Origin of the sequence: Rhizobium sp. SYY.PMSO (assembly GCF_046840415.1) — a bacterium.
In the GTDB taxonomy this organism is placed as follows: Bacteria; Pseudomonadota; Alphaproteobacteria; order Rhizobiales; family Rhizobiaceae; genus Rhizobium.
Genome location: NZ_CP177349.1, coordinates 3260963 through 3277667, shown reverse-complemented (window position 1 = coordinate 3277667; position 16705 = coordinate 3260963). Strand labels below are relative to the sequence as shown.

Below are 16705 nucleotides of genomic sequence, written 5' to 3'. Positions count from 1 at the left end.
CCATCGGGGAGAGGGTGGCGCGATAGCGCCGGGTGAGGGGGCGTTACCCGGACGGCATATGTTGTTCGCAATGATATCGGCTGGTTTCGAAGACGCCGAGAAACCCCCTCGTCCGCCCTTCGGGCACCTTCTCCCCGATGGGGAGAAGGAGGGGTATATCCCTGAATCGATAAGGAGATATCCCTACTTCGTCTTGTCAGCCGGATAGGGTGTCGACAGCAGAAGAAGCAAGCCGCCGGCGAGGAAGATGACGAGCGTCGCCATGCCGAGCCGGGCTGAGCCGCTCCAATACGTCACCAGCGAGAAGAACAGCGTCGCCATGAAGCTGGTGGCGCGGCCCGAGAGGGCGTAGATGCCGAAATAGCGTCCAGCCTCCGCAAGGCTGACGCTGCGGGCGAGAAAGGAACGCGAGGAGGCTTGTACGGGGCCGAAGGCGATGCCGATCAGCAATCCGTAGCCGATATAGGCTTTTTCCGCTGCCGTGCCGAACAGGCTGCCGGTGCTGACGGTCGAGAGCGGGACGAGGCCGAACAGCGTGAAGCCGGGACCTGTCGAGATGATGCCGAAGGTGGCGACGAGCAGCAGCGTCAGGCTGATGACGACGGTTGTCTTCGAACCCAGCCAGCGGTCGACATAGCCGGCGGCAAAGCAGCCGAAAATGGCGATGACGTTGAGAATGATACCGTAGATGCCGATCTCGATCGTCGCCCAGCCGAACATGCCGGCCGCGAAGGTGCCGCCGAGGATCAGCAGGCCGTTGACGCCATCCTGGTAGATCATGCGGGCGATGAGGAAGAGACTGATGCCGCGCCGGCGCTTCAGCTCGCCAAGGGTCGCCGAGAGTTCGCGCAGGCCCGAGCGGACTGCGGCGAGAAGCGGCAGGCCGCGGGCGGCATCCGGCGTGAAGAGGAACATCGGCAGAATGAAGAGGAAGTACCAGACTGCGGAGATCGGCCCGGTGATGCGGGCATCCTCGCCGAGCGTCGCGTCGAGGCCGAAAAGCGGCGTCAGGCCGAGGATGGTCCTGCCGGTCTGCGGATTGCCGGCGAGCAGTGCCACGACGGTGATGAGGACGATCATGCCGCCGAGATAGCCAAGGCCCCAGGCGGTGTTCGACAGCCTGCCGACATCGTCCTTGCCGACCAGCCGGGGCATCATCGAATCGTTGAAGACGATCGAGAATTCGGCCGAGATCGAGGCGAGGATCATGAAGACCGCCGGATAGATGACCGGCGATCCCGGCGCTGCCCCCCAGAGGCAGAAGAGACTGCCGATCTTGATGATGGCGAAGAAGGCGATCCATGGCTTGCGGGCGCCGGATTGGTCGGCGATCGAGCCAAGCACCGGCGACAGGATGGCAATGATCACCGAGGAGATCGTCGCCATGTTGCTCCATGTCGTCTGGGCGGAGACAGGATCGGACGTCAGCCGCGCGACGAAATAGGGGCCGAAGATGAAGGTGGTGACGACGGTGAAGAACGGCTGGGCCGCCCAATCGAAGAACATCCAGCCCCAGATGCCGCGTGCCGGCACTTTTGCCGGCACGTCGTTGTTAATTTCAGTCACCACCAGATCGAGCCCCTGATTCCCTCACCCGCCTGACGGGTCGGGGCGAACTGTGTCACCTTGCCCGGCCGTTCGCAAGATCGCTGAGCAGACCGGCGGCGACGGTGATGCGGGCGAGGTTCGGATCGCCGCTTTCACTGAGGCCGCCGAGTTCCTCGGCGATACGGTTGATGCGGATGCGATCCTCCGCATGCCACGCCTGAACCGGCTGTTTGTCCTTCGGATGGTTCGACAGCGCGGAGATAACGATATCGCGACGCGCGCCGGCGATCTGGTCGAGGCTGCGCGCCAAGGCGAGGCTCTCATAGTGATCGCCGGTGACGATCCGGCTGCCGGCGAGCAGCAGGCGGCCGATGCGGAAGGTCTGCGAGACCGTGAAATAGCTTTCCGCCGCCCGGTTCAGCGTATCGCCGGTGCGCTCGGCGATCTGCATGATCTCCGGCACGAGGACGAGCGCGTAGATGGTGGCGATCTCCGAAGCGAGTTTTTCCGGCAGCCCAGCCGCCTGATATTCCGCCTCGCGGGCAGCGATCTCCGCCGCGAAATCCGCCGGGATATGGCTGAGGAAGACGGGCCGCAGCTTCTTGACCGCTGCGCGAAGCCGGCTAACGGTTTCCTCTATGTCGCCCTTGGCGGCTCCGGTTTTCAGCAGGAGGCGCGTCAGCGCGGTATAGACCTCGGTGATCTCGCCATAGACGCGGTTCTGCATCTGGCCGCCGACCTTGCCGTCCAGCGCGTCCGTCTCGTTCCAGAGCCGGTCGAGATCGAAGCCGTCGCGGGCGATCACCGCCGCCTTGACGACCTCGGCGGCGGACGCGGCCGTCGCGTCCATCATGCTGACTGCAAAGCCCGGCCCGCCGCGGTTGATCGCTTCGTTGGCGAGCGCCGTGCCGATGATTTCACGGCGCAGACGATGGTTTTCGATATCGCTGGCGTTGGAACGCTGCATCCTGGCCGGAAAATAGCGGCTGAGGGTAGCGGCGAAGTAAGGGTCGTCGGGAAGATCGCTCGCAACAAGCGCGTCGAAGAGGACGATCTTGGCATAGGAAAGCAGCACGCCGATTTCGGGGCGCGTCAGCGGGCGTCCGTTGGCGTAGCGCTCGGCGAAAGTCTGGTCGTCAGGCAGGGTCTCGACCTTGCGGTTGAGCTGCTTGGCGCCTTCCAGCACGCTCATGAAGCGGCTGAGTTCCAGGCCGTTGCCGGTACCCTTGCGCTCCGTCAGCGAGATTGCCAGGGATTGCAGGTAGTTGTTGCGCAAGACCAGCGCCGCCACTTCGTCCGTCATGGAGGCGAGCAGCGTGTCGCGCTTGGCGCGCGTCAGCCGGTCGTCGAACATGGCGGAGGCAAGGGCGATCTTGATGTTGACCTCGACGTCGGAGGTGTTGACGCCCGCGGAATTGTCGATGGCGTCGGAGTTGCAGCGCCCGCCCTTGAGGCCATAGGCGATGCGGCCCTTCTGCGTGACGCCGAGATTGGCGCCCTCGCCGATCACCTTGGCGCGCACCTCGTCCGCAGCGATGCGGATCGGATCGTTGGCACGGTCGCCGACTTCCGAATCCGTTTCGGCCGGCGCCTTGACATAGGTGCCGATGCCACCGAACCACAGCAGGTCGACCGGAGCTTTCAGGATCGCCGTCATGATCTCGAACGGTGTTGCGACCGATTTGTCGATGCCGATGGCGGCGACGGCCTCCGGCGTCAGCGTCACGGATTTCGCCGAGCGGGAAATGATCATCGCACCCTTCGACAGGACGGACTTGTCGAAATCCTGCCAGCTGGAGCGCGGCAGGTTGAAGAGGCGCTGCCGTTCGGCCAGCGTCTTTTCCATGTCCGGATCCGGATCGATGACGATGTCGCGATGGTCGAAGGCGGCCAGCAGGCGGATCTTCGGCGACAGCAGCATGCCGTTGCCGAAGACGTCGCCCGACATGTCGCCGACGCCGACGACGCTGAAGGGCGTCGTCTGGATATCGACGTCCATCTCGCGGAAATGCCGTTTCACGGTTTCCCAGGCGCCGCGGGCGGTGATGCCCATTTTCTTGTGGTCGTAGCCGGCCGAGCCGCCGGAAGCGAAAGCGTCGTCCAGCCAGAAGCCGGCTTCCTGCGCCAGCGCATTGGCGGTGTCGGAGAAGGTGGCGGTGCCCTTGTCGGCAGCGACGACGAAATAGGGGTCGTCGCCGTCGAGCCGCACGGTATCGGCGGGCGGAATGATATCGGCGCCGGAGATGTTGTCGGTGATCGACAGCAGCGTGCGGATATAGGTCTTGTAGGCCTCACGGCCGGCATTGAAGATTTCGTCGCGGCTGCCGCCGGCCGGAAGCTTCTTCGGATAGAAGCCGCCCTTGGCGCCGACGGGTACGATGACCGCGTTCTTGACCTGCTGCGCCTTTACGAGGCCGAGCACTTCGGTCCGATAATCCTCGGCGCGGTCGGACCAGCGCAGGCCGCCGCGCGCCACCTTGCCGAAACGCAGGTGCACGCCTTCCACTTCGACGCCGTAAACGAAGATCTCGCGGAACGGCCGGGGTTCGGGGAGGCCATCCAGCAGCTTCGGATCGAGCTTGAAGGCGAGCATCGCCTTTGGCGTGCCATCGGCATTCCTCTGGAAATAGTTGGTGCGCAGCGTCGCGTCGATGGCGTTGACATAGCGTCGCAGGATGCGGTCGTCGTCGAGGCTCGGAACGTCGGCCAGCTCTGTTTCGATGGCGGCATGCAGCTCGGAGAGCTTCTTGGTGCGGTTCTTGTCGCTGAGCTTCGGATCGAGCGTGTCGCGGAAAAGGCGAAAGAGCGATGCGGCGATGCGCGGATACTTGTCCAGCGTCGCGGCGATGTAATCCTGCGAATAGGCGATGCCGGCCTGGCGCAGATAGCGCGAATAGGCGCGCAGCACGTTGGTTTCGCGGGCAGAAAGATCGGCGGAGACGATCAGCCTGTTGAAGGCGTCGTTGTCGATCGTGTCGCCAAAGGCGGCGAGGAAGGCTTCCTCCAGCGCGGCGCCATGACGCTCGAGGTCGATCGTCAGGCCGTTGCGGGCCTCGAGCTCCATGTCGTGCAGCACGACATGGCCGGTCGAGCCGTCCTTTGCCGTCACGTAGATATCGAAGGTACGCTCGCTGATGACGTTGAAGCCGAGATTTTCGAGCAGCGGCACGCGGCGCGACAGCGCCAGATTGCCCTGTCCGTGGAAGATCTTGAGCGAGAGGATGTCACCTGCCTCGTCCTTGCGCATGTAGAAGCCGATGCGGATCGGTTCGGCGCCGGCCGTTGCGATGATATCGGGCAGATCCGCAAAGGCGTCTTCGGGCGAGAAGGCTTCCTGGAAAGCCTGGCTGACGGAGATGCCGGGCGCCTTCGGGCCGGCCAGCATGACGAAACGTTCGTCCCAGCGGGCGGTAATGGCGCGGATCGCCTCTTCCAGCCTGGCCTGGGGAACATGCGGCGTCTTGCCGGCGCTGCGGCCGATGATGAAGTGCACGCGCGCCACGCCGCCTTCGGGGAAAGCCGGGTAATAGGCGGAGACGCGGCCGTCATAGACGGTCTTCAGGTAGTTGCCGATCTTCTCGCGGACGACGGAATCATATTCCTCGCGCGGAACGTAAATGATCACCGAGACGAAGCGGTCGAAATGATCGATGCGCGGCAGCGCACGCACGCGCGGCCGGTCCGTCAGGTCGTTGATCTGCTCGGCAAAGCTTGCCAGCAGGGACGTATCGATCTGGAAGAGGTCGTCGCGGGGATAGGATTCCAGCGTGTTGTCGAGCATGCGGCCGGAATGGCTGGTGGGATCGAAGCCGAAGTGATCCTTGACCTTCTGTACCTTCGAGCGCAGCAGCGGCACCTCGGCGGCAGCGCTGGTATAGGCGGTGGAGGTAAAGAGGCCGACGATGCGCAATTCGCCCGTCACGTTGCCGTCCGCGTCGAAGCGCTTGACGCCGACATAATCCATATAGGCGCGGCGATGGACGATCGATTTGACGTTCGCCTTGGTGACGATCAGGAAATCCGGCCCGTCGAGGAAGGCGAGGATTTCCGGCGTCGTGGTGACGGCATCCCGGCCCTGTCGCAACACGCGGACATCGGGATTGGAAAGGATGCCGAGGCCGGTGCCGCGATCACGCTCGACCTTGGCGTTGGCGCCCTTGCCGGAGTAGACATATTCGCGCATGCCGAGGAAGGTGAAATTGCCGTCCCGTAGCCAGGCAAGGAAAGCGAGCGCTTCGTCGCGATCGTTCCTGCGGCGGCCGGCCGCCTCATAGGTGGAAAGCTCGGAAATGACGGTATCGAGGCGCGCGAGCATCGGCTTCCAGTCGGAAACGGCGAGATGCGTCTGATCGAGCACGGCCTGGACCCGCTTGGTCAGGTCCGCCGCCTGCGCCGCCGTCAAAGGCGAAAGGTGAAGCTGGATATGGCTGACACGATGGGCAGGGTCGCTGAGGTGGTCGGCGGAATAAAGGATCGGCTGCCTGCCGCTTTCGACGACCAGGATCGGGTGCACGGCCATGTAGAGGTCGCGGTAGCTGCTCGTCACCTCGCCCATGACCGATTCATAGAGAAAGGGCATGTTGTGGTCGGTGATCGAGAGGATCGACACGGCGACGCCATCGGGCTCGATGTTGGCAACCTGCTCGATGCTGACACGCGGAGACGTGCCGCTCCAGGCCGCCAGCTCCCTGCCAGCATGCACGGCGGCAAGCGCCAGCATTTCGGGGGTGTAAAGCTCCATATCGTCGTTGCTGGCCCGGCCGAACAGGATTTCGGGCTCGAGGTATGCCTCGCCCGTCGCCGCGGCGATCTTGCGTGCCGCTTCGATCTGTTTTTCCCGTTTCGGATTGGTTTTGGGCGCCATGGAATTCCTCCGGATTTTCGAATTTTGACCACAGTAGCAGAAGGTTTAGCGAAAAAACTGGCAAAAAGAATGCGAATTTGATTGCTTTCGGACTGATTTTGCCTCGTTTTCCTAGAAATCTTGCCGGAATGCGCGATCTTGGCGCAAAGCACATATTGGTGATGTGAAACGGGTGGAATCAGCCCATCAACAGAGGTTTTCATGACTCTGTGAAGTGCGGTTGACAGAGTGGCGCAAAAGGGACCATCAACAGCGCCATTGCTGTCTGAAGCCCTGAATTTGAAAGCAAGCATCATGTCGCAAATGTCGGCCGGCGCCGTTATCGTCATTTCCAGCCATGTCGTCAGAGGGGCCGTCGGCAATCGTGCCGCCGTCTTCGCGCTGGAAACGCTCGGCCACCCCGTCTGGGCGCTGCCGACCATCGTTTTGCCCTGGCATCCGGGGCATGGCCGCTCGACGCGGCTGACCTTCAACGAGGCGGATTTCAACCACGCTATCGACGATCTCATCGCCGCACCGTGGCTTTCCGAAGTCAAGGCGGTGCTGTCGGGTTATTTCGGCAACGCGGCGCAGGCGCATTCCGTTGCCCGGCTGGTAACGGCCCTGCGGGAAAAGAACCCCGATCTCCTCTATGCCTGCGATCCGGTGATCGGCGATGCCGGCGGCCTCTACGTGCCGGAAGCGACGGCGGAAGCGATCCGCGACCACCTGATCCCGCTGGCATCGCTCGCGACGCCGAACCGCTATGAGCTTGCCTGGCTCGCCGGTGCGCCGCTCGAGGACAACAATGCCGTCATGGAAGCGGCCCTCGCCCTCGGGCCGTCACGCATGCTGGTGACATCGGCGGTGCCGATGATGGCCGGCGGCATCGGAAATCTCTATCTCAGCGGCCGAAACGCGTTGCTCGCCGAGCATCGCAGCATAGAAGGCGCGCCGAACGGGCTTGGCGATCTGCTGTCTGCCGTATTCCTGTCGCGCCTGCTCTCCGGCATGGATGAGGAGCGCGCCTTGCAGCTGGCGACGGCCAGCGTCTACGAGGTACTGGCGCGCGCCGTCAAGCGCGGCAGCGACGAGCTGACGCTCGCCGCGGATTCGGCAAGCCTGTCGACGCCGATGGCGATGGTGCAGCTGCGGCGTCTCGTTCACCCGGCGCAGCGACGGAAAAAATAGCGGCTCGCGGCCGTTAACGCTTTTTGCAACGCAGCAGTTGCCATCGGCCATAGCGCGCTGTAATCCAGTAGCATGCAAAGCTTTCCCGACACCCTTCTGAACGGCTATCGCAATTTCATGAGCGGGCGTTACGTCGATGAGCGCGAACGCTATCGCACTCTGGCGGAGCTCGGCCAGAATCCATCGACCCTCGTTATTGCCTGTAGTGACTCCCGTTCGGCGCCGGAGATCATCTTCGACGCAGGGCCGGGAGAGCTATTCGTCATCCGCAATGTCGCCAACATGGTGCCGCCTTATGAGCCGGACAGCAATTTCCATGCGACGTCGGCCGCGCTCGAATTCGCGGTTCTGTCGCTGAAAGTGTCCGATATCGTCGTCATGGGTCATGGTCGCTGCGGCGGCATCCGCGCCGCGCTCGATCCCAATGCGGAGCCGCTGTCGCCGGGCGACTTCATCGGCCGGTGGATGGCGCTGCTGAAGCCGGCGGCCGAACAGATCCAGAGCAACGATATCATGACGCAGACTGAGCGCCAGACGGCCCTGGAGCGCATTTCGATCCGCAATTCGCTGGACAATCTGCGCAGCTTCCCGGAAATCAAGACGCGCGAGGAAGAGGGCAAGCTGCACCTGCACGGCGCCTGGTTCGATATTTCGACCGGCGAACTATGGGTCATGGACCCGGCGACGCGAGATTTCATTCGCCCGGATGTCTGATTGGCGGAAGGCAGATCACAATGAAAAGGCGCTGCAACCGGGTGGATTGCAGCGCCTTTTTTGATTCGGAATCCGCTTACTTGCCGTCGATCTGCTGGCCGATATAGGCGATTGCCTGCTGGTAGACCTTTGCGTCGTTCCAGCCGGCGATGGCGGCAAAATTCGGCTCGCCGGGCTGATAGCCGGCGCCAGGCTGCCAGCCGTGACCGCGCAGGAAGTTGGCGGTCGACGCAAGCGCATCGGCGCGCGATCCCACGAGATCGACCCGGCCGTCGCCATCCTCGTCGACGCCGAAGGCAACCACGTTCTTGGGCATGAATTGCGTCTGGCCGATTTCGCCGTGGGCTGCGCCGCGCGCCGCCGGGCTCAGATAGCCTTCGCCGACGAGCTTGAGGGCGGAATAGAGCTGCTCGGTGAAGAATGCGGAACGGCGGCAGTCATAGGCGAGCGTCGAAACCGCCGAAAGCGTATGCTGGTCGCCCATATAGCTGCCGAATCCCGTTTCCATGCCCCAGATCGCGATGATCGGGCCTGGCGGAACGCCGAAGCGCTTCTGGATCTTGGCAAACAGCGCCGCATTGGCCTGCTTCATGCTCCGGCCGCGGTTGATGATCGTCTGGCCGCCGCGCTTCTTCATGAATTCCTCGAAGGAAAGCTTGAAGCTCTTCTGGCCGCGGTCGGCGCGGATGGTGGGCTGGTTGTAATGGACGTTCGCGAAGGCCCTGTCGAGGACGGAAGGGCTGACACCCTGTCCCTGCGCTTCACGCTTGAATTCCTGCACCCAGTTCTCGAAACCGGCGGAAGTGTTGCCGCAGGACGCGGCATTTGCCGCAAGCGGCATCGCCAGCAGCAACCCGCCCGCCACGAGAGCTGCCATTCCAGACATTGTGAAGCGCATTCAGTGTCCCCGAATTCTTACCGCGCTGCGAACGCGGTAACCGTTTTCAATGGCGCATAAATCCTTTCAAGCCAGGGATTCACGCGTTGTTCGTCGCTACCGGACCATGCCAGCATCCGACGGTTCTGTCATTATCACATTTTAGCGGTCGGTGTTTTCGTTTCATGTGAAACATCGCCGCCGAAACATTCGCAAAAGCCTCGCCTTTCGTTCGAAATGGCGAGGCTTCCATTCAATCCTGCCTAGCTGGCGAAGATTTATAAACCGTAAATTGGTTTACGAATCCTTATGCAGCCTGCTTGCGCGGCTTGATCAGGCCACGGTTGACGAGCAGTTCGGCGATCTGGATGGCGTTGAGCGCGGCACCCTTGCGCAGGTTGTCGGAGACGACCCATATGTTGAGGCCGTTTTCGACGGTCGCGTCTTCACGGATGCGCGAAATATAGGTCGCGTCCTCGCCGGCGGATTCGTAAGGCGTGATGTAGCCGCCGTTTTCCCGCTTGTCGATGACGAGGCAGCCCGGTGCCTCGCGCAGGATATCGCGGGCCTGATCGGCGGTGATCTCGTTTTCGAACTCGATGTTGACCGATTCGGAATGCCCGATGAAGACCGGCACGCGGACAGCCGTGCAGGTCACCTTGATCTTCGGATCGAGCATCTTCTTGGTTTCGGCAAGCACCTTCCATTCTTCCTTGGTGTAGCCGTCTTCCATGAAGACATCGATGTGCGGAATGACGTTGAAGGCGATGCGCTTGGTGAACTTCTTCGCCTCGATCGGATCGGCGACGAAGACGGCGCGCGTCTGGTTGAACAGCTCGTCCATGCCGTCCTTGCCGGCGCCCGAGACCGACTGGTAGGTCGAAATGACGACGCGCTTGATCTTGGCGAAGTCGTGCAGCGGCTTCAGCGCGACAACGAGCTGCGCGGTCGAGCAATTCGGGTTGGCGATGATGTTGCGCTTGGTGAACTGCGCGACGGCATCCGGGTTTACTTCCGGGACGATCAGCGGCACATCGGCGTCGTAGCGCCATGCGGAGGAGTTGTCGATGACGACGCAGCCCTGGGCGCCGATCTTCGGCGAGAACTTCTTCGAGACGTCGCCGCCGGCCGACATCAGGCATATGTCGGTGTCGGAGAAATCGTAGTTCTCCAGGTTGGAAACCTTCAGCGTCCGGTCCCCGAAGGACACTTCGGTTCCCTGCGAACGGGCCGATGCGAGCGCCACGACCTCATCGGCCGGGAAGCCGCGCTCGGCCAGGATATTGAGCATTTCACGACCGACATTTCCGGTCGCGCCCGCTACTGCAACTTTGAAACCCATTTCTCAAGCTCTCTTTCTCTTCTCTCCTCTTTGGCGAGGGGGGAACCGCGGCCATGACGACCGGTTCCTGTCCCCGACCGAGCCGGGGAGAGAGCGGCAGGCCAGAGACGTCAGACGGTTTTCGTCGTCGATTTGGCCTTGGTTTTGGAAGAAACCGGAAAATAGACATCCCGCCCGGCATCGTCTGCCGGGTGACTGAGGCTATCGATCTGTTCGAAGCGAACCATGGAAGTCTTCCTTTTCCGCCGCCGGTTCTAAGACGTTTTCCACAGGAGTCAAGAATTTCCTCGCTCGCATCGATGCGGGGAGCGAGGAAATCGGGACCGCCGAAACCTGCCTTCCGCCTGTTGTGTTCGACGGCGGGCCGTGCCGGGTGTCAGCGATTGGACTTGCGGGTGGATTCGAACAGGAACCAGGTGCGGCGCTCGGTTTCGTCCAGCCAGTTTTCAAGCAGGCTGGCGGTGGCGATGTCGCCGTATTCGTCGCAGACATCGTGGACGGCGCGGATTTCCGCCGCGAGCTTGAGGTTGTTGTCCGCCAGTTCGGCAAGCATGTCCTGCGGATCGACATATTCGGCATCATTGTCCGGGATGCGCTGCAGCTTGGCGATCTGGCCGATCGACCGCAGGGTCGTGCCGCCGATTTTCCGTGCGCGCTCGGCCATGGGGTCGGTCATCGCGAAGATCTGCTCGCCCTGTTCGTCGAGAAGCAGGTGATAGTCGCGGAAATGCGGTCCGCTCATGTGCCAGTGAAAATTCTTGGTCTTCAGGTAAAGAGCAAAGACATCCGCCAGCAGCGCGCTCAATGCTGCGGAAATATCGCGTGTCGCCTCCTCGCTGAGATTGGTGCGAGTTCCCAGTTTCGATTTGGTGTTGGCGCTACTCATAAAGACGTCCTCCGTTTGTTGTTCACGACAGCGATGGCCGGCGGATCTTATGGGAGTTCGATGACATTCGCTGTTGCGTGGGATCGCATGGAAAAGAATGCATTCTGAAATTGCACGGTCGGGATGCCGTTTCCGGACATGCCGCCGGCGATGCTATGCGGAAAACCCGAACGTCTCTACTAAATAGGAAAATGTGGCGGTTTGGCAATTGCTTGCTGACGCGTCGATCCGGCTTGTCGCCACGGTCGCCGAATAAGCCGCCCTCTCTTTGTAGGAGGGCGGCTTTGCTGGCGGGACGTTACTTGAGGCCGCCTCCGGCGTAGATGGTTTCGCCCGTCAGCCAGGCGGCTTCCTGCGATGCGAGGAAGACGGCGATCGGGGCGATATCGGTCGGCTGGCCGAGGCGGCCGAGCGGTGTCTGCGAGACGAGATGCTTCTCAAAATCGCTGCCGATGACGCCTGCCGCAACGACGCCCTCGGTCTCGACGCCGCCCGGCGCCAGGTTGTTGACCCGGATATTGCGCGGTCCGAGCTCCTTGGCGAGAATCTGGGTGATGGAACTCACGGCAGCCTTGGTTGCCGTATAGACCGAGGCTGTCGGCAGGTTCATGCTGACGGCGTTGGAGCCGATGTTGATCACATTGCCGCCTTCCGGGCCGAAATACTTGACGGCTTCCCGCGTGGTCAGCAACGTACCCAGGACGTTGATGTTGAACTCACGATGGAATTCTTCCTCGGTGAACTCCTCTATCGACGCGAATTGATAGACGCCGGCATTGTTGACGAGGATATCGACGCGGCCGAAGGCCTGTTTCGCTTCGGCAAAGAGGCGGCTGACGTCTTCGGATCTGGAAACGTCACCCTGTATGGCCAGCGCCTTGCCGCCCCTGGCGGTGATGTCCGCCACGACCCTGTCGGCGCCTTCGCGGCTCGAGGCATAGTTGACGACGACGGCGGCGCCCGCCTCGCCCATCGCCTTGGCGATCCCTGCACCGATTCCCTTGGATGCTCCGGTCACGATCGCGACCTTGCCTGCCAGTTTGCTCATGTCATTTTCCTTCGGAAATTGTTCGACAGTTTTATAATCATCAAATCATTTGACGCCTGCGACCCGAAAACCGATCCGCAGCATCAGTTTGATATTTAGATAATCATCTAATTGTTACAAGAGGCGGAAGCGCCGGGACCGAGCGGAATCGTCAGATCTTGGAAAGTTCCGCCATATAGGCGTTCAGCGTATCGCGCCGCAGCACGAGATTTGCGAACTTGCCTTCGCGCTGGATCTCGATGAGACCGGCGTTCTCAAGTTCCTTGATATGATGGGATATCGTCGCGGCACTGACGGCGTGGCATTCGTTCAGAGTGCTGCAGGGCATGGGTTCGGTTCGCGCGCCGATTTCCTTCAGGATCTGCACGCGCCGTGGCTCGGCAAGGGCCCGGGAGATCAGCCCCATCTGCCTATCGCTCAAACGTATTGGCCCGGCATCCATGGTTTTCATCGCAAACGGAAACGAAATCGGGTTGACCGCCTTCGGCAGCCGCTCTGCTTCCAGATATATGAATGCACGGGGAACTTGGCAACCGTTGCGATCCGTCCTGCCCCGAAGAGCGCGATCGGGCGCATGAAGAGCTTTCTTCTTGCCTTCATGCGGGCGCCTTCGTTCTGCGATGGGGGAAGATGCGGCGGCCGCGGGTCAGATCAAGGCTTGTTGCCTTTCAACAGCGGCCATCTGGGTATCGGCCAGCCGGCAGCGCTGATGCGGAACAGCAGGCCGTAGCGGGAATAGACGATGGCCGTCATGAAAGAGAACCAGCCGCCGAGCGCCAGACCGGCCATCACGTCGCTCGGATAATGGGCGCCGATCATGACGCGCGTGATCGCCAGCCAGAGGGCGCATGCCGCGAAGATGTAGCGATAGCGGGGGAACATTATGGCAAGGGCGACAAACAGCGCGCCGATGGTGGTTGCGTGGCCCGAAGGGAAGCTTTCGAAGCTGGCGCGGCCGTTAAAGGGCGAAAAGCCGAAAGGTCCCCAATCCGCAAAATGCGCCGGCCGGGCGCGACCGATGGCGCGCTTCAGCATATTGGCGAGGAGACCCGAAAACACGATGGTCGTCAGCAGATAGCCGCCGGTCTGGCAGACACGCAGCGCCTGGCAGCGACAGCGCTGCGAGTGGAGAAGCCTGCTGCCGGCCCAGCCTTCGAAAAAGAGGAAGGCGCTGACGATGATGATCCACTCGGAATCGCCGAAACCGGTCAGCATTTCGCCGACGAAGCGGATGGATGGCGAGAGGCTTTTAAGGGTTGCACCAACCGGCCAATCGAACAGGAGGGCCGAGAGAAGCACGACATTGGCTGTGAGGAAAAGGCAGATCTTCCAATGACATGGGGCAAGTGTCGCATCGCTTCGCCGCCAACGTCTGTCGAGAGACGTCAAGATCGCCTGCATAACCGCCGCCCATTGTCGATTTCCAATCGAATGGAGGACTAGCAGGCTCCTGTAACAGTATTTTTAAGACGGTGGTCATCGATCCGCCGCGTCGAATCTTTTCGGCGCATCCCGACGCAAACAACGAAAAACCCCGCACTGCATCGCAGGACGGGGTCTTGTGTTTCACGTGAAATATATCAGGCGCCTGGCGCGGAGGCCTTATGCCGAGAGAGCCTTGAACTCGGCGAGGATGGTATCGCCCATTTCGGCAGTGCCGACCTGGCGGCTGCCGGCCGACATGATGTCGCCGGTGCGGATGCCGCTGTCGAGGACGTTGGCGATCGCCTTTTCCAGTGCATCGGCATCGGCGATCAGGCCGAAGGAGTAGCGCAGGCACATGGCGAAGGAGGCGATCATGGCGATCGGGTTGGCAATGCCCTTGCCGGCGATATCGGGTGCGGAGCCGTGCACGGGCTCGTAGAGCGCCTTGCGCTTGCCGGTCTTGGCATCGGGCGCGCCGAGCGAAGCCGACGGCAGCATGCCGAGCGAGCCGGTCAGCATGGCGGCGACGTCGGAGAGCATGTCGCCGAACAGGTTGTCGGTGACGATAACGTCGAACTGCTTCGGCTGGCGCACGAGCTGCATGCCGCCGGCATCCGCCAGCATGTGCTCGAGCTGCACGTCGGCATATTTTTCCTTATGCGTCGCGGTGACGACCTGGTTCCAGAGCACGCCCGACTTCATGACGTTGCGCTTTTCCATCGAGCAGACGCGGTTGTTGCGGGTGCGCGCCAGTTCGAAGGCGACGCCGGCAATGCGCTCGATTTCGTAGGTGTCGTAGACCTGCGTGTCGATGCCGCGCTTCTGACCGTTGCCGAGGTCGATGATTTCCTTCGGCTCGCCGAAATAGACGCCGCCGGTGAGCTCGCGGATGATGAGGATGTCGAGCCCGTCGACCAGCTCCGGCTTCAGCGAGGAGGCCGATGCGAGCGCCGGATAGCAGATGGCCGGGCGCAGGTTGGCGAACAGCTGCAGATCCTTGCGCAGGCGCAGCAGGCCGGCTTCCGGGCGCACTTCATAAGGAACCGCATCCCACTTCGGGCCGCCGACGGCGCCGAAGAGCACGGCATCGGCGGCAAGCGCCTTGCCCATGTCTTCTTCGGAGATGGCGGCGCCATGCGCATCATAGGCGCAGCCGCCGACGAGGCCTTCGTCCGTCACGAAGCCGGCGTTCTTCGTCTCGTTCATATAAGCGATGATCTTGCGGACTTCGCCCATGGCCTCGGGGCCGATGCCGTCGCCCGGCAGGAGGAAGAGATTGCGCACTGTCATGGGAAAGCCTCCGCGAAAGAAAAAGTTGCGGGGTTTTTAGACCTGCAAATGCGGCTTTTCAAGCGAGGAAGAGGCCGAAACGGTACGGTTTTCGGGCTTTTGAGAGCCTCACCCGCCCTCGCCCTTCGAGGGCCTGCGGGCCACCTCAGGGTGAGGGCTGATCTTTTTGCGCTCGCCGGAGTCAATTCCACCCTCATCCCGAAGGCGGAGCCTCGAAGGACGAGGGTGGCGCCGATTTGGAAGCGGTGGAAAAGAATTGATCACTCAATGCATCCAATCAACTCACCCTTGGGCAAACTCAGGATTGAGGACGAGGTGAATTGAAAGCCTGATGTGGGGATTAGCCCTCATGGTGAGGAGGCCCGAAGGGCCGTCTCGAACCACGAGGGCGGATGGTTTGCGTCGTCTTACCTTTACTCGGCCAGCCCGAGCGAAGCGAGGTAGGCGGCCGATGCCGGGATCTTCGATTTGTCCTTGATCTCGATGATCAGGCGCGGATTGCTGTCGAGCCTGGCAAGGGCGGCAAAGACGGCGCGCCAGTGGATATTGCCTTCGCCGAGGCTCCAGTGACGGTCGGCATAGCCGTCCGCATCCTGCAGGTGGATATGCTGCAGGCGGTTGCCGGCGGCGTGGACGTAGTAGTCGACCGGCGGCGCGCCGGTGTAGCCGTGGGCATAATGGGCATGGCCGGTGTCGATCGAGACGGCGACGGCGGGGGAGTTGAAGCTGTCGGCGAGACCGACGCGGATATGGGGGTCCTTGTCCTCGATGTTCTCGATGACCATGGTGAGCCCGATATCCTCGGCGCGCTTGACGGCATCCTTCAGCGTCAGATGCGTGTAGTCGATGATCTTTTCGCGCTCGCCCCTGTTGTTGTCGAGGTTGTTGTAGGACCACGACGTATAGGGGCTATGGATGACCATCTGCGTGGCGCCGATATTGGCGCAGACGTCGAGGGCCTGCAGCAGACGCCTGGAGACGACGGCGCGGATTTCGGGATCCTGCGAGGCGATGACGAAGCCCCAGAACGGGCCATGGATGCCGAGGCGGCCCTGATGGCCGTCGAGCAGCTTGCGGGCGCGCTCGGCAAGCGGAGCCCAATCACCGTTCAGAACATCGGCTTCGACGAAGCTCTGGAGTTCCAGATCGCGCGGCTTTTCGAGCAGCCAGTTGCGATGGGTTTCGACGTCGTCAAGCGTCATGGCGGCGCCGACAATAGGAAGAGAGGTCATGGAGAAGCTCCATTGCGTGGAGAGGATCAAGGGCGGGAGAGAGGTCCGAAGGGCCTCGGCAGGCTTATATGGACCCGCTTCTTGTCGATCATATTACAGCGTGCGGGAAAAGATGGTGTGTGAGCTGTTTCCACGGAATAGTCCCCTCTCCCCGCAAGGCAGGGGAAACGCATATGGGCTGAAATCGCAGCCGCCCCCTTCTCCCCAGCGGGGAGAAGGTGCCGTCAGGCGGATGAGGGGGCGCCTGCCAAGAGTACGAAAATCAACGCATTCAAATCGGAAAACCCCCTCATCCGACCCTTCGGGCCA

12 protein-coding genes are annotated in these 16705 nt (G+C 61.9%); 2 read left to right on the top strand and 10 right to left on the bottom strand.

From position 1 onward, the window contains the following. Window positions 1–183: 183 nt before the first annotated feature. Both ACJJVH_RS15880 and ACJJVH_RS15875 read right to left on the bottom strand, forming a co-directional pair. Window positions 184–1572, bottom strand: a complete 1389-nt coding sequence (locus ACJJVH_RS15880; RefSeq protein ID WP_113372182.1) for an MFS transporter — start codon at window positions 1570–1572, stop codon at window positions 184–186. A 49-nt stretch (window positions 1573–1621) separates the two neighbouring features. After that, window positions 1622–6412, bottom strand: a complete 4791-nt coding sequence (locus ACJJVH_RS15875) for an NAD-glutamate dehydrogenase (RefSeq protein WP_412064327.1) — start codon at window positions 6410–6412, stop codon at window positions 1622–1624. A 294-nt stretch (window positions 6413–6706) separates the two neighbouring features. Here ACJJVH_RS15875 and pdxY point away from each other — a divergent pair, with 294 nt between their 5' ends. Continuing rightward, window positions 6707–7582: a pyridoxal kinase PdxY gene (gene pdxY / locus ACJJVH_RS15870; RefSeq protein ID WP_113360582.1), complete on the top strand. Its 876-nt coding sequence runs from the start codon at window positions 6707–6709 to the stop codon at window positions 7580–7582. Window positions 7583–7654: 72 nt separating this feature from the next. Further along, window positions 7655–8296, top strand: coding sequence for a carbonic anhydrase (locus tag ACJJVH_RS15865; RefSeq protein ID WP_112795799.1), 642 nt, complete (start codon window positions 7655–7657; stop codon window positions 8294–8296). Window positions 8297–8372: 76 nt separating this feature from the next. Here ACJJVH_RS15865 and ACJJVH_RS15860 read toward each other — a convergent pair whose 3' ends face one another. The 8 genes from ACJJVH_RS15860 to ACJJVH_RS15825 all read right to left on the bottom strand — a co-directional run bounded on the left by ACJJVH_RS15860 (window position 8373) and on the right by ACJJVH_RS15825 (window position 16396). Continuing rightward, a complete protein-coding gene (locus ACJJVH_RS15860) occupies window positions 8373–9173 on the bottom strand; it encodes a lytic transglycosylase domain-containing protein (RefSeq protein ID WP_412064326.1) in 801 nt (266 codons plus the stop codon). Window positions 9174–9480: 307 nt separating this feature from the next. Further along, window positions 9481–10515, bottom strand: a complete 1035-nt coding sequence (locus ACJJVH_RS15855) for an aspartate-semialdehyde dehydrogenase (RefSeq protein WP_112795802.1) — start codon at window positions 10513–10515, stop codon at window positions 9481–9483. 376 nt (window positions 10516–10891) lie between these two features. Beyond that, window positions 10892–11401: a Dps family protein gene (locus ACJJVH_RS15850; RefSeq protein WP_112795804.1), complete on the bottom strand. Its 510-nt coding sequence runs from the start codon at window positions 11399–11401 to the stop codon at window positions 10892–10894. Window positions 11402–11699: 298 nt separating this feature from the next. Next, window positions 11700–12449: a glucose 1-dehydrogenase gene (locus ACJJVH_RS15845; RefSeq protein ID WP_112795806.1), complete on the bottom strand. Its 750-nt coding sequence runs from the start codon at window positions 12447–12449 to the stop codon at window positions 11700–11702. 151 nt (window positions 12450–12600) lie between these two features. Continuing rightward, entirely contained in the window at window positions 12601–12855 is a 255-nt protein-coding gene (locus ACJJVH_RS15840; protein WP_112796116.1) for a winged helix-turn-helix domain-containing protein, read from the bottom strand. Between the two features lie 245 nt (window positions 12856–13100). Beyond that, window positions 13101–13850 carry a lipid A 1-phosphatase LpxE gene (lpxE, locus tag ACJJVH_RS15835; protein ID WP_112795808.1) on the bottom strand — a complete coding sequence of 250 codons (750 nt, stop codon included), beginning with the start codon at window positions 13848–13850 and terminating at the stop codon, window positions 13101–13103. A gap of 201 nt (window positions 13851–14051) precedes the next feature. Beyond that, window positions 14052–15164, bottom strand: coding sequence for a 3-isopropylmalate dehydrogenase (gene leuB / locus ACJJVH_RS15830; protein WP_412064325.1), 1113 nt, complete (start codon window positions 15162–15164; stop codon window positions 14052–14054). Between the two features lie 413 nt (window positions 15165–15577). Then, window positions 15578–16396: a sugar phosphate isomerase/epimerase family protein gene (locus tag ACJJVH_RS15825; RefSeq protein ID WP_113434434.1), complete on the bottom strand. Its 819-nt coding sequence runs from the start codon at window positions 16394–16396 to the stop codon at window positions 15578–15580. Between the last annotated feature and the right edge of the window lie 309 nt (window positions 16397–16705).

Excerpts from the sequence above, each read along its gene's own strand:
- ACJJVH_RS15875 (WP_412064327.1), bottom strand. The coding sequence starts at position 6,412 with ATGGCGCCCAAAACCAATCCGAAACGGGAAAAACAGATCGAAGCGGCA.
- pdxY (WP_113360582.1), top strand. The coding sequence starts at position 6,707 with ATGTCGCAAATGTCGGCCGGCGCCGTTATCGTCATTTCCAGCCATGTC.
- ACJJVH_RS15865 (WP_112795799.1), top strand. The coding sequence starts at position 7,655 with ATGCAAAGCTTTCCCGACACCCTTCTGAACGGCTATCGCAATTTCATG.
- ACJJVH_RS15860 (WP_412064326.1), bottom strand. The coding sequence starts at position 9,173 with ATGGCAGCTCTCGTGGCGGGCGGGTTGCTGCTGGCGATGCCGCTTGCG.
- ACJJVH_RS15855 (WP_112795802.1), bottom strand. The coding sequence starts at position 10,515 with ATGGGTTTCAAAGTTGCAGTAGCGGGCGCGACCGGAAATGTCGGTCGT.
- ACJJVH_RS15850 (WP_112795804.1), bottom strand. The coding sequence starts at position 11,401 with ATGAGTAGCGCCAACACCAAATCGAAACTGGGAACTCGCACCAATCTC.
- ACJJVH_RS15845 (WP_112795806.1), bottom strand. The coding sequence starts at position 12,449 with ATGAGCAAACTGGCAGGCAAGGTCGCGATCGTGACCGGAGCATCCAAG.
- ACJJVH_RS15840 (WP_112796116.1), bottom strand. The coding sequence starts at position 12,855 with ATGGGGCTGATCTCCCGGGCCCTTGCCGAGCCACGGCGCGTGCAGATC.
- lpxE (WP_112795808.1), bottom strand. The coding sequence starts at position 13,850 with ATGCAGGCGATCTTGACGTCTCTCGACAGACGTTGGCGGCGAAGCGAT.
- leuB (WP_412064325.1), bottom strand. The coding sequence starts at position 15,164 with ATGACAGTGCGCAATCTCTTCCTCCTGCCGGGCGACGGCATCGGCCCC.
- ACJJVH_RS15825 (WP_113434434.1), bottom strand. The coding sequence starts at position 16,396 with ATGACCTCTCTTCCTATTGTCGGCGCCGCCATGACGCTTGACGACGTC.